The sequence below is a fragment of the Flavobacterium sp. H4147 genome, from assembly GCF_029360735.1.
Classification (GTDB): domain Bacteria; phylum Bacteroidota; class Bacteroidia; order Flavobacteriales; family Flavobacteriaceae; genus Flavobacterium; species Flavobacterium endoglycinae.
Genome location: NZ_JARKNB010000004.1, coordinates 493713 through 506793, shown reverse-complemented (window position 1 = coordinate 506793; position 13081 = coordinate 493713). Strand labels below are relative to the sequence as shown.

Annotated in this window: 14 protein-coding genes; 5 read left to right on the top strand and 9 right to left on the bottom strand. The window is 32.9% G+C overall.

Annotated elements, in window-relative coordinates; translation table 11 throughout:
- Positions 1–63 precede the first annotated feature (63 nt).
- The 5 genes from P2W75_RS19600 to P2W75_RS19580 all read left to right on the top strand — a co-directional run bounded on the left by P2W75_RS19600 (position 64) and on the right by P2W75_RS19580 (position 4544).
- Positions 64–723 (top strand): response regulator transcription factor, encoded by a 660-nt coding sequence (locus P2W75_RS19600; RefSeq protein ID WP_276381767.1) that lies wholly within the window; start codon positions 64–66, stop codon positions 721–723.
- A 338-nt stretch (positions 724–1061) separates the two neighbouring features.
- Positions 1062–2330 (top strand): alginate export family protein, encoded by a 1269-nt coding sequence (locus tag P2W75_RS19595; RefSeq protein WP_276381766.1) that lies wholly within the window; start codon positions 1062–1064, stop codon positions 2328–2330.
- Positions 2331–2467: 137 nt separating this feature from the next.
- Positions 2468–2833: a hypothetical protein gene (locus P2W75_RS19590; RefSeq protein ID WP_276381765.1), complete on the top strand. Its 366-nt coding sequence runs from the start codon at positions 2468–2470 to the stop codon at positions 2831–2833.
- A 215-nt stretch (positions 2834–3048) separates the two neighbouring features.
- Positions 3049–3669: a class I SAM-dependent methyltransferase gene (locus tag P2W75_RS19585; RefSeq protein WP_276381764.1), complete on the top strand. Its 621-nt coding sequence runs from the start codon at positions 3049–3051 to the stop codon at positions 3667–3669.
- Positions 3670–3968: 299 nt separating this feature from the next.
- On the top strand, positions 3969–4544 hold the full coding sequence (locus tag P2W75_RS19580) for a hypothetical protein (RefSeq protein WP_276381763.1): 576 nt from the start codon (positions 3969–3971) through the stop codon (positions 4542–4544).
- A 120-nt stretch (positions 4545–4664) separates the two neighbouring features.
- Here P2W75_RS19580 and moaA read toward each other — a convergent pair whose 3' ends face one another.
- The 9 genes from moaA to glp form a co-directional block, all read right to left on the bottom strand.
- Positions 4665–5672: a GTP 3',8-cyclase MoaA gene (gene moaA / locus P2W75_RS19575; RefSeq protein ID WP_276381762.1), complete on the bottom strand. Its 1008-nt coding sequence runs from the start codon at positions 5670–5672 to the stop codon at positions 4665–4667.
- Positions 5659–6573: a bifunctional molybdenum cofactor biosynthesis protein MoaC/MoaB gene (gene moaCB / locus P2W75_RS19570; protein ID WP_276381761.1), complete on the bottom strand. Its 915-nt coding sequence runs from the start codon at positions 6571–6573 to the stop codon at positions 5659–5661. The genes moaA and moaCB overlap by 14 nt, the downstream gene beginning before the upstream one ends.
- A gap of 9 nt (positions 6574–6582) precedes the next feature.
- On the bottom strand, positions 6583–7014 hold the full coding sequence (locus P2W75_RS19565) for a molybdenum cofactor biosynthesis protein MoaE (protein WP_073416564.1): 432 nt from the start codon (positions 7012–7014) through the stop codon (positions 6583–6585).
- A 96-nt stretch (positions 7015–7110) separates the two neighbouring features.
- Complete coding sequence (gene moeB / locus P2W75_RS19560) at positions 7111–8211, bottom strand: HesA/MoeB/ThiF family protein (protein ID WP_276381760.1); 1101 nt, start codon at positions 8209–8211, stop codon at positions 7111–7113.
- A gap of 191 nt (positions 8212–8402) precedes the next feature.
- Positions 8403–8642, bottom strand: a complete 240-nt coding sequence (locus P2W75_RS19555) for a MoaD/ThiS family protein (protein WP_276381759.1) — start codon at positions 8640–8642, stop codon at positions 8403–8405.
- On the bottom strand, positions 8639–9433 hold the full coding sequence (cobA, locus tag P2W75_RS19550) for a uroporphyrinogen-III C-methyltransferase (RefSeq protein WP_276381758.1): 795 nt from the start codon (positions 9431–9433) through the stop codon (positions 8639–8641). Before cobA ends, P2W75_RS19555 begins: the two co-directional genes overlap by 4 nt.
- Positions 9434–9443: 10 nt before the next feature.
- The gene (locus P2W75_RS19545) at positions 9444–10010 is read right to left on the bottom strand and encodes a molybdenum cofactor guanylyltransferase (RefSeq protein WP_276381757.1); all 567 of its coding nucleotides are present in this window, start codon (positions 10008–10010) and stop codon (positions 9444–9446) included.
- A 227-nt stretch (positions 10011–10237) separates the two neighbouring features.
- On the bottom strand, positions 10238–10984 hold the full coding sequence (locus tag P2W75_RS19540) for a sulfite exporter TauE/SafE family protein (protein ID WP_207295383.1): 747 nt from the start codon (positions 10982–10984) through the stop codon (positions 10238–10240).
- 185 nt (positions 10985–11169) lie between these two features.
- Positions 11170–12342 carry a gephyrin-like molybdotransferase Glp gene (gene glp, locus P2W75_RS19535; RefSeq protein WP_276381755.1) on the bottom strand — a complete coding sequence of 391 codons (1173 nt, stop codon included), beginning with the start codon at positions 12340–12342 and terminating at the stop codon, positions 11170–11172.
- Positions 12343–13081 lie beyond the last annotated feature (739 nt).

Here is a 13081-nt window from a genome sequence, read left to right as displayed (position 1 = left end):
TATATTAGCGTCTTCGTTATAGATGAATATACGTAAAAATCCAGATTCTAAATTAAGTAAACTATGAGTAATATCATTCGTGTAGTATTGGCAGATGACCATGTTTTTGTTAGAGACGGAATCAAATCTTTACTAGAAAACGAAGCAAATATCGAGGTTGTAGGCGAAGCAATCGATGGTGCAGATACTCTCGAGGTGGTTGCCTCTACAAATCCTGATTTACTTATAGTAGATATTCGTATGCCAAATTTAACGGGTATTGAGGTAGTAGAAAAACTTAGAAACGAAAAAAACAACGTAAAAAGCATCATGCTCTCAATGCACGAATCAGAAGAATATGTATTGAAATCTATAAAAGCGGGAGCTGACGGTTATTTATTAAAAGGTTCAAGCAAAGAAGAATTCTTAAAAGCATTACACACTGTTGCTGCCGGCGGGAAATATTTCAGTGGTGACATTTCTTCGATTTTAATCAGTCAGCTGACCAATTCTTCTATATCATTAGAACCTAAACAAACCTTAAGTCAAGAAATGATGATTACTAAAAGAGAAAAAGAAATATTGACTCTTTTATTATCAGGAAAAGGAAATAAAGAAATCGCCGAAGCACTTGAAATCAGTAAACGAACTGCAGAAGTACACCGTTTCAACTTAATGAAAAAGCTGAAAGTAAAAAACTTAATGGAACTTTCGAATAAGGCAGCAGAGTATTCTTTAATCTAAAAAACACATATAAATACGTATTTATTTTTCAAAAACTGCGTTTTAGCACTTTCTAACTAAGTTATAGTACTTACTTTTACAATTCTAATGTTTCTCTATCGCTATTCTAACAGCTAGGGAATATCTTCATGGATTTTCATTTTAATCTTTCGGCTATTAGTTTTTGATTGTAGTACACTATTACACAACTATCTAAACCAAAATAAGTTAAATAAGTAAGGCAAAAGTAGAACTTGTATATTAAATTTAAATTAAAAAAAAATTAGAATTATGATTTAAATCATAGTAACCGCGGGTTTTTTCTTATAAATTTACCCTAGAAAAAACTTACCAATTTTATGAAAAAACTTAAACTAGTTCTACTACTTTTCGCAGGATTGAGTTTCGAAATTCAGGCGCAAGAGTTAGATGTAAATTTACAAATTAGACCACGTTTTGAATATCGTAACGGGTACAAAACTTTGCTTCCAGAAGGACAAAAAGGTACTTCTCAAATTTCGCAGCGTTCGCGCTTAAATTTCAATTACAAACAAGACGATTTGATTGTAAAGCTAACTCTTCAAAATACCAGAACCTGGGGCGATGTGGCTCCCACAGCAGTGGCTGATAAAAATGGAGTGGCTGTTTTTGAAGCTTGGGCACAATATAACTTCACAGAAAAATGGAGTGCGAGAATGGGACGCCAAGTACTTTCTTATGACAACCAGCGTATTCTTGGTGAAATGGACTGGGCTCAGCAGGCAGAAAGTCACGATGCATTGACGGTTTCATTTCATACAGAAACACAAAAATTAGATTTTGGTGGTGCTTACAATTCAACAGCTGAAAACACTGTACAAACACCTTATACCGTTGCTAATTACAAAACATTACAATATGCATGGTACCACAATCAATTTAATGAACATTTAGGAGCAAGTTTTTTAGTATTGAATACAGGTTATGAATATGCTCCTAACCCAAATCCTGATAACAAACTAATAGTTGATTACAAACAAACTTTTGGACCTTATGTAGCATATAAAACAAGTAAAATAGATACCAATTTTTGGCTGTACGGACAAACTGGAAAAAGCACTGATTTGCAAGTAAGCGCTTGGAATGCTGCCGCTAATTTTGGTTATAACGTAACTGAAGCTTTTAAATTAGGATTAGGTTATGAGTTTTTATCTGGAAAATCTACAAATGACGGAAGTACTGTAATCAAATCGTTCAATCCCATTTTTGGAACCAACCACGGATTCAATGGTTATATGGATTATTTTTATGTTGGAAATCACTTAAACAGTGTGGGTTTACAGGATGCATTCCTTAAATTAAATTACAATACAAACAAATGGCAATTTGCTTTAATTCCGCACGTATTTTTAGCAGCTGCTGATGTAGTTACACCTTTAAATGAAAAATTAAATTCTTATTTAGGAACAGAGATTGATGCAACTTTTGGATATAATTTCAAAAAAGACATTACAATAACAGGAGGTTATTCTCAAATGTTTGGTTCTAAAACTTTAGAATTTATTAAAAATGGAGATGCTAATCACACCAACAATTGGGCTTGGTTAATGATTTCTGTAAATCCTAAAATTTTTAGCTGGAAAAAATAAATTTTATTCAAAATTAACATCTATAAAATACCCTTTTCCTAAAATAGGAAATGGGTATTTTTTTTTATCTCTAAAAGTTGTTTATATGGTTTAATTATCTATATTTGAAACGATTGTGAACCCCAAATCCTATCCAAATGAAACCATTTCTAAAATTATCTATGCTAACCTTTATGGTTACCCAAACTGGTATTGCGCAAAAAATTAATGACGCTTTAATTTCAAAAGGCTCAGAAATAAATTTTGCAAAAACTCAAAAAAGAGGAATCAAAAAAAACAACATGATCTATTATGTTGAAAATGATTTACAAACCATATCTGCTTACAAAAGAAGTAAATTGAAATGGCAGACCAATGTAATTTCTGTTTGCGGAAAACCAAAAGTTGGAAATCCCGAAATACGATACGTTGGTTATAATACAGACAAATTACTTATCGTTATGGGAAAACATCATTTTGCAGAAATTGATATAAACAGCGGACTAACAAAACTTGTTGGTTAAGATTTAAATACAAAGCAATTTTATAATCGAATTTTATACAAAATACCCTTTTTCAGGTTTTGAAAGAGGGTATTTTTTTGTCCTAAATTCTATAGCAAAATATTTATATTTGAATTACATTTTTATTTTTAAAAGTGAATCCAAAATGGATTATAGATAAAATTGAAGAAACTTGGATTTCTTAAATTGTTTTTAAAAATTTAATTAAATTATTAGTGAACACCTGGACTCAAAGATGGGATGACCGTTACAAAAATGAAGAATTTGCATACGGCACAGCACCCAACAATTACTTAAAAGAACAAATTGAAAAATTAGAAACTGGAACCATACTTTTTCCTGCTGAAGGCGAAGGTCGAAATGCCATATTTGCTGCAAAATTAGGCTGGCAAGTTTCGGCTTTTGATATTAGTGAAGAAGGCAGAAACAAAGCGCTTCTTTTAGCAAAAAACAATAATGTTTCAATCGATTATCAGGTTGGCGAATTGGAAACTTTAGATTTTCAAACTGAACAATTTGATGCCATTGGGTTAATTTATGCACACTTTCCTGCTGCTATAAAATCTAAAATTCATAAACAGCTTGATAATCTTTTACGCAAAGACGGAATTCTAATTTTTGAAGCTTTTAGCAAAATGCATTTAGAATATGTAACCAAAAATGAAAAAGTTGGCGGACCAAAAGACATTGAATCTTTATTTTCAATAGAAGAAATAAAAGCTGATTTTCCTAATTATGAAATCATTGAATTAGAAGAAAAAGAAATCGAACTCAGCGAAGGTTTATTCCATAACGGAACGGGTTCCGTAATTCGATTTGTAGGAAGAAAAAAATAAAAACGGCAGTTAGAGACGCCCGAATGAGCGTCTCTGCAAAAAAACTTCGAACTTTTGAACTCCAAAAGCGATTTCAAAATATTATACAGCAAAATGGCTTATTTTTCATGTAGAATTGTTAAGAAATTTGGTTTTTAATTTTTAGACAAAAATCTAACTAACTTATGTTCAGATAATTAATTGTAAAAATTATCAAAAAACTTAACATTAGAAAGCTTGTTTTATAATTATCTTTACTTAACTGAAACTTAACAATTTAGTTACATTGATAATTACATCCTCATCAAAATAACATTAATATGGAAAACAAGAACGAAGAAATTACTCCTGAGAAGATTGATTCGCCAGCTGCTGAAAACAATCAGTCTGCTGAAGAAAATGTAAAAACGGAAAGCGCTGAACCTTCAAAAACACCTGTACGCAAAGCTCCTGCGAGAACCGCACCAGCTGCTAAAACTACAGCAGTAAAAACCACAGCGGCAAAAACTCCTGTAAAACCAGCTGCAGCTACAACCTCAACTAAAACCACAGTTCGCAGAACTCCTGCTAAAAAAATTACCGCACCAACTATTAAACCTATTGTAGTTGAAACACCAGTTGTTGAAGAAAATGTGGCAACAGTGACAGAAGTGATTTCTAATGAAAAAACTGCTGACAAGAAAGAGAAGAAAGTAAAAGACAAAAAGAAAGCAGATAAGAAAAAAGAAAAGTCTAAAAAAGATAAAAAGAAAGCAAAAGCTAAAAAAGCAAAACTTAAAGCGAAGGCGAAGAAAAAGGAAAAAGCCAAAAAAGCTAAAGACAAAGCTAAAGCTAAAAAAATCGCTAAGAAGAAAGCAAAGTCTCAAAAAAAGGCAAAAGCTAAAAAGAAAAAATAATACATAAAAAAAGCTCAACTTAAAGTTGAGCTTTTTTTATGCATTCTAATAATTCATTGTGAACAAAGAAGCAATCACATTAAAATGGATTCGAGAAAAGTGAAGCGCTCTTAAATAATTCTAGCCGCCAATCGCAATCATACTTCGATTGTCTGAATGCAGTGCAGGATCGTTTATTTCATTAACAGTCGACATTCCTGCTCTGACTTTCTTTTTATTTTGAATAGATGCTGAAATCAAATCGTTGATGGATCCTCCATTTCTAAAAGCAGTCAATAAATCAGTTTCAGAATTTGAGAAAAGGCAGTTTTTTATTTTCCCGTCCGCCGTCAAGCGGATACGGTTACAGCTGTCACAAAACGGATTGGTAATCGAACTGATGATTCCGAAATCGCCTTGGAAATCTTTTATTTTATAGTTTCTTGAGGTAAAGTTTTTTTCGTCTTCTAGTTTTTGAATATCATCTGATGAAAAATTGTCTTCAACTAAAGATAAAATCTCTTGCTGTGAAACCATTTTGCTCCTATCCCATTCGTTTCCAGCAAACGGCATAAATTCAATAAAGCGAACAGAAATCGGCAGAAACTGAGTCAGTTTTACAAAATCGGCAATTTCATTATCGTTAAAACCTTTCATCAAAACAACATTTACTTTTACCTGAAAATCATTATTCAAAAGTAAATGCAGATTATTAATTACTGTTTCAAACTGATTTCTAAGCGTTATAGACTGAAATTTTGAAGCAACCAACGTATCTAAACTCAAATTGATTTTTTTGACATTAAATTGCTTCAAAACATCTATATGTCGGTCGATTAAGATTCCGTTTGTGGTAATAGAAAGTGAAATATCTAAAGTCGATAATTTTGAAATAATTTCTGGAAAATCTTTTCGAAGCAAAGGCTCACCACCGGTTAATCGTATTTTGTCAACACCATTTTTCACGAAAGTTTCAGCAATTGCAAAAATCTCCTCAGTGGTCATAAGACTTGCTTTTGGAGAAAGTGCAATTCCGTCAGCCGGCATGCAATACGTACAACGCAGATTGCATTTTTCGAGCAACGAAATACGCAGATAATTATGTCTGCGCCCGAAACTATCCGTTAAAATAGTGTTATAGGCTGTCATGGTTTTTTCCTTTTAAAATATGAAAAACATGCAATACATGCGGAAAAATGGCATCCATCGATTCTCTCACTCCATTTGTTGAACCTGGCAGAGCCAAAACCAATGTTTTTCCTAAAGTTCCCGCAACGCTTCTAGAAAGCATTGCATACGGCATTCTTTCTTGTCCGTAACTGCGAATGGCTTCTTCGATTCCTGGAATTTTGCTTTCTAATAATGGTGCTAAAGCTTCTGGAGTTACATCTCTTGGAGATAATCCTGTTCCGCCTGTAAAAATTACCAGCTGATTTTCTTCAGCGAAAGCTTTTGTTTTTTCCTGAATAATATCCAATTCGTCTGGAATGATTTCGTAATGAGAAGTTTCGACTCCGTGTGATTCTAATTTTTCTACAATTACTTTTCCAGATCGGTCTTCTTTATCGCCAGCAAAAATCGAATCGGAACAAACGAAAACTGCGGCTTTTATTGCATTCGGAAATTTATTTTTGAAAGACGATTTTCCGCCTTCTTTATTGATTAATTTGATGGTCGAAATTTCGATTTCTTTATCAATTGGTTTCAGCATATCGTACATTGTGAGTGCTACAATCGATGCTCCATGCATGGCTTCAACCTCAACTCCGGTTTTGTAAACGGTTTTTACTTTAAAGATAATATGAATGTCTAAACCCTCGATATTATATTCTACCGAAGTAAATTCAATTGGAAGCGGATGACAATCTGGAATAGATAAATGCGTGTTTTTTACCGCAAATAATCCGGCAGTTTTTGCCATTTCAAACACATTTCCTTTTGGCACTAAGTTGTTCACAATAGCATCAATTGTTTCTTGTTTGCTGACTTTGACAACTGCGGTTGCGGTTGCAACTCTTAACGTGCTTATTTTATGCGTAATATCTACCATTATAATTTCTTAGGTATTTTGTTTCCAAGTGAAGGTATCATTTTCAAACATTTCTTTACCAAAAATCGGCACATCGGTTTTTATCCAATTTACGATCGCTTCCGTAGCTTCATAAACTTGCTTGCGGCGTGTTGCCGAAACAAAGACAAACAAACAGATTTCGCCTGCTTTTACAACGCCTAAACTGTGGTAAATGTGCATGCAGGTTAGATCGAATTTGGCAAAAGCTTTTTCACGAATCGTGTATAAAGCTTCATTCGCCATGTCTTTATACGCCGAATAATCAATTGCTACCACTGTATTGTCGTGAATAACATCGGCGCGAACTTGCCCCAGAAAAATATTATGCGCTCCAATTGTATGTTTGGATTGGTGTTTCGCGATCGATTCTGCAATAAACTCTGGAGAAATCGGTCCTTCTACAAATACATTTTTACTCATTTTTATGTTTTTTTTCTGCCACGAATTCACGAATTATCACTTAATCATTTGTGTAATTCATATTTCACGAATTAATCCAATACTTTGCGTATAGATTTAAAAAATAAAATTCGTGAATTCGTGGCTATCCTTTTTTTCTTCTAATAAATTTCGCATTGCTAAAGCTCCGCCAATAATGCTTTTTACATTTTGAAATTGATTTTTCTGAAGCAATTCAGCTGCCACTTTACTTCTGATTCCAGATTGGCAGAAAACATAAATCGTTTGACTTGAATCCAGTTTTTTTATTTCGTTTTCTAGACTCATTAACGGAATCTGAATGCTGTTTTTCAATTTGATTTTTGGCAATTCGTCTTCATTACGAACGTCTAAAAACAAAACGGCATCATTTTCTATTTCATCCAAAAGCAATTCAAATTTTACTTCTTCTATTTGATTTTCATCTGAATTGTATTTTTGATCAAAATCTTCTTTAGTCATTTCTAAAATTGAATTCTTTTCGAAATTATATGTATGCTGTTCATTCTTGAGAACATTATAAACTAATATTTTCCCACTTAACACTTCTCCAATTCCGAGAATCATTTTAATGACTTCATTGGCTTGAAACATTCCAATAATACCAACTGAAACGCCAATTACTCCTGCATCTTCACAATTTAAAGCATTCGAATTTTCATCTGGATATAAACATCTATATGTGGGTCCGTTTTGATAATTAAATACTGAAACTTGTCCCTGAAATCGAAAAATAGATCCATAAACCATTGGTTTTTGGGTTAAGATACAAGCATCATTAATTAAATATTTGATGAAAATATTGTCTGTTGCATCAACAATAATATCGTATTTTTCAAATAATGCAATAGCATTTTTTCCTGATAATTTTTCAGAAAGAGCGTTGACTTTTATTTCCGGATTTAATTCTGAAATCATCCATTTGGCTTCTTCTGCTTTCGATTTTCCAACTGCCGAAGTTTTGTAAATTACTTGACGATGCAGATTCGAAACGTCAATAACATCATCATCTACAATTCCGATTTCACCAAGTCCTGCCCCTGCCAAATAAGGCAAAATTGCAGCGCCCAAACCTCCCGCACCAATTACCAAAACTTTAGATTTTGATAATTTTTGCTGGCCTTCTGCTCCTATTTCAGGAAGAATGGCTTGTCGGTTATATCGTGTTGATTCTTTCATTTCTTCTTTAGTTCAGCCGGCGCTTATATTTTTTTAACACATAGAAACATAGTTTTTTATAACTTTTAAAAAGGCGTTTCACTACTCTAAATACAAATAGATTATCTATGTGTGGAAACTTGCTGCTTCTAATCTCTTTTTTTCAACCCAAGAAACTATGTTTCTATGTGTTAAGATATTTTTATTTCACATTATCCTCCAGCGAACGGCGGCAATAAAGCCACAATATCACTAGTCTGCAAAGTATAATCCGCCGATTTTGAAACTATTTTTTGATTTACTGCAACACTAAAAGTCAGCGATTCGAATTCGTATTTTTCATTTAAATCCCGCAATAATTTTTGCAGTGACATTTCTTCTGAAAAAAATAATTTTTCGAATTCACATTTTGTCTTTTCGGCAACAGCCCCAAAATATTTTACCTCGATCATTCTTCTAAATTTAAATTTTGAAAAATAAATTCATCATCAAAATGCTCTTGAAAATATTCAGTTAGTTTTGATGTATTTTTCACTACTTCACCGATCACAATAATCGCTGGTGATGAAATATTTTTTTCGGATACCAATTTAGTAATTGTGTTGATAGTTCCGATTACTTTTTGCTCAGAATTTTTCGTTCCATTCTGAATAATGGCAACTGGAAGGTCATCTGTTCGGTTCTTTTGATAAATCGAAATGATTTCATCCAATTTATGCATTCCCATCAAAATCACAACCGTCGCAGCTGATTTTGAAGCCAAATGAACGTCGTTTGATAACTCGTGATTAGAAGTGGTTCCCGTGATTACCCAAAAACTATCGGCAACTTTTCGCTGCGTCAGACTAATCCCTGCAGAAGCTGGAACACCTAAGGCCGAAGAAATTCCCGGAACCACAGCTGTTTCTAAACCAAATTTTACTGCATAATCAATTTCTTCGCTTCCTCTTCCGAAAATAAATGAATCACCTCCTTTTAAACGCACCACATGTCCGTAACGATTTGCCATCGAAACAATCAATTCATTGATCTGAGCTTGTGTGTAAGCATGACAACCCAAACGTTTTCCCACAAAAATAATTTCTGCATTTGAGGCATATTCCAGCAGTTCTTCGTTTACGAGAGCATCATACAAAACGACATCGGCGCTTTCTAAAGCTTTAATTGCTTTTAAGGTAATCAATTCAACATCACCTGGACCTGCGCCTACAATCGTCAATTTTGGTGTTTTTAAATTTCGCATAGTCTTTAAGTTAATTGATATTCAGGTCATTTAATTCGTCGGCCGAATTGATATTGGTTAAAGGAGAGTTCTCACTTTCTTCTATATTGATAATCTGGTGCGGTAATTTCGCTAATAAATCCATTAATCTCAATTCATTGTTTTCGATTGCTTCTTTTACAATTGGTAAAATTTCTTTCGAATAAATTCCGATTAAAGGATGTGTTTTACTTTCAGAAGCAAAAACTGTAATTCCTGCTTCTTTTGTATGTTTTGAAATTAATTCCTGCAATAATTCGGTTGAAATTAACGGAATATCACAGCTTAAAATCAAATTAAATTCGGTTTCAGAATGCGATAATGCGGTGTAAATTCCGCCTAACGGACCTTTGTCTAAAATTAAATCTGGGATTTTTTCATATTCCAAATAATCATATTCTTGTGATGCCGTAATTAGTTTTATATTATTTGTAATAGGCAGAATCGCCTGAATGATATGTTCAATAAACGGCTTATTTTGAAACAAAACCAATCCTTTCTCTGACTGCATTCTGGTGCTTTTTCCTCCGCAAAGAATAAATACTGATAATGTTTCCATAATTCTTTTTGTTTACTTCGTCAGTTAGGCTTTCAGCCTTGAGTCAGGTTTAAAGTTTCAAGTATGCGAAAAAATTTACCGCAAAGGGCGCTAAGATTTTTTATTCATCGTTAGCCTTAAATAAGTTCGCAAAGCTAAATCTACACAAAGCTTTGCGTGCTTTGCATTTTTCTTAACCGATTGGCAAAATTCCTTGCGTACTTTGCGGTTAATTTTAATTTATTCTCTCAAGGAAAAATCAATTTAACGCTTGCCATTAAAATTACGGTTCCTAAAACCATTTTTAAGGTTTTGTTTGAAAATGACCCGCTTCCATAAAATCCGCCTAACATTCCTCCTACAATGGCAATTGGCACCAAATAAAAACTCTCCATTGGGATTGTTTTTCCTCCTAAAAAGAATCCTAGCATTCCGGCAAATGAATTCACAAAGATGAATAAACTCGAAATCGCCGCTGATTCTTTCACCGAAGCCCATCCTAAAAACAATAAAATTGGGCTTAAAATAATTCCGCCTCCAATTCCCAGCATTCCCGATAATAATCCGATGGCAAAACCAATGGCTAAAGCAAACGGAAGGTTTATTTTTACTTCTTCTTTTTCTTTAAAATTAAATATTCCGAATAATCTCAGCGCTGCAAAAACCAACACAATTCCGAGAATGATTTTATAAATTGCATTGTCCAATGTTACAAAACCGCCTATAAATGCTGCTGGAATCGAAGCAATCGCAAACGGATAAAAGAGCTTTGGTTTGAAATAATTGTTTCGATAATAAAACAAAAACGAAATACTCGACACAAACAAATTAAGCAGTAAAGCCGATGGTTTCATAACCGAAACCGGAAAAGCAAAAATGCTCATCAATGCCAAATATCCCGATGCTCCGCCGTGCCCCACACTTGAATATAAAAATGCGATGACAATTAAAGCAAAACTGAATAAAAATATATTTTCGGAACTTAGCAGACTCATTTTCGTTTAATCGTTTATTTGGTTAATTGTTTAATCGTTTTTCTTGACTATATGTTTTTATTTATATAACGGTTTTCATCATCTTTCTAAAATCTATCTTCTCCCGAATTCTTCTTTCTTCTTTCCTCTTTCTTCTTTCTTCTTTCTTCTATCCTCTTCCCTCTTCCCTCTATTTTCTAAAAAAACTAATCAATCGGCAGTAACGTAACGGATTGTCCTTTTACATAATTTTCTATATTCTCAGGAACGATTAGCAAGCTATTGGCAACAGAAAATGTGTTTAGCATGGCAGAACTTTGTCCGTCTAAAACCGTCACATTTGTCTCGTCGTATTTTGCTTTTAGAAATAATGTTTTTCCAATAGTATTTTTAACATCCGAAGTTAATTTTCTAATTACTTTTGTTTTATGAATTTCAGAAAGTCCCATTCTGCTCTTAACCGCTGGTAACACATAAATGTAAAAATTAGTCAGCGACGAAGCTGGATTTCCCGGAAGGGCAAAAATCAATTTTTCTTTTTTAGAACCAAAGAACATTGGTTTTCCAGGTTTTTGATTGACCTTGTAGAAAAGCTCTTTTACATCATTTTGCAGTAAAGCTTCTTTTACAAAATCATAATCGCCAACAGAAATTCCGCCGGAAATAAGAATGATGTCATATTTTTTTAGAATTTCTTTTAAGGCTTTTTTTGTCGATTTCAGATTATCCTTTACTCGATACACTTTTGTTTTTTCAATTCCGGCTGTTTTAAGTCCTGCCTGAAGCATGATAGAATTGCTTTCGAATATCTTTCCTTTTTTTAGTTTTTTACCAGGAGCGACCAATTCATTTCCTGTAACTAGAATGGCAACTTTAGGTTTCTTATAGACTTCAATTTCAGTAATTCCCAGACAAGCTAAAAATCCAATGGCAGCAGGCGTTATTAACGTATTGGCTTCAAAAACCACATCGTCTTTAGCAATTTGTTCTCCTTTCGGACGCACATTAGCCAATTTTTCAGGCATTGTGGCAATCAGAATAGAATCTTCATTGGCCATTACATTCTCCTGCATTACAATTGTATCAGCATCATCGGGAACAAAAGCACCTGTAAAGATTCTAATTGCTTCGGTCGGTTTTAATTTTATATTCGAATGATCTCCAGCTTGAGAAGTTCCTACAATATCGTACTGATGTCTGATGCTGTGTGTAAAAGCATATCCATCCATAGCCGATTGTCGAAAAGGAGGCATATTAATAGGCGAAAGTATTTTTTCTGCTAATACATACCCCAAAGCTTTCTTTACGGATATTTTCTGAACAGGCATTTTAATGCTATTGGCCTCTACTATCTCAATGGCTTTGCTGACTTCTATCATTTTTGAAAATTAAAACTAAGTACAAATACTTATTAAACAAATATAGTATTAAATTATAGCTTGATTAGAAATTTAAAATTTATTTTAATATTATAAAATTACTTCATTTTACTTAAAGTCAATCTTAAAAATAGCGTAATATATTCATTAAAAATCATAATTGAAGACAAAAAATGAATCTTTACCGCTCTCATTTTGAATTTTTTAAGGGATTAGCAACTGGAAAATTACTGATAAAATACTACAATTTTATTTCTAGATCCATAAATTTTTAACAAATTCATACACTACAAATACAAACATAAATAATTGATTTACAATGATATAAATAAAAATAAATTTATGCAACTTGCTTCAGAAGAATTTTATTTTCAAAAAAAATGCGTTAAACTTTTGGTTTTTATTATATTAAAATTAACTTTGTCTATAGAGTTAGTAGAGTTATAAATCATTATTTAAAACCTTAAAAAACTATATCGTGAAAACAACCGAAAGCATATCGTATTACATTCTTCCGAAAAAATACACTTATAACACCTTTTGTTATATGTGCTTCTGTTGTTAATTCCTAGCGTAACTCTATTCGTTATTAGATTATTTCTAAATCTAAAGACGAAATCTCAATTTCACAACCTATTTAATATTGAACATACACTATCAATTTGATGCCTCTGGTGCGTTAAAAGGATAATTGAATTGTACCTGCATTTTAAAAAAGAAAATAATTAACCAACTAAAA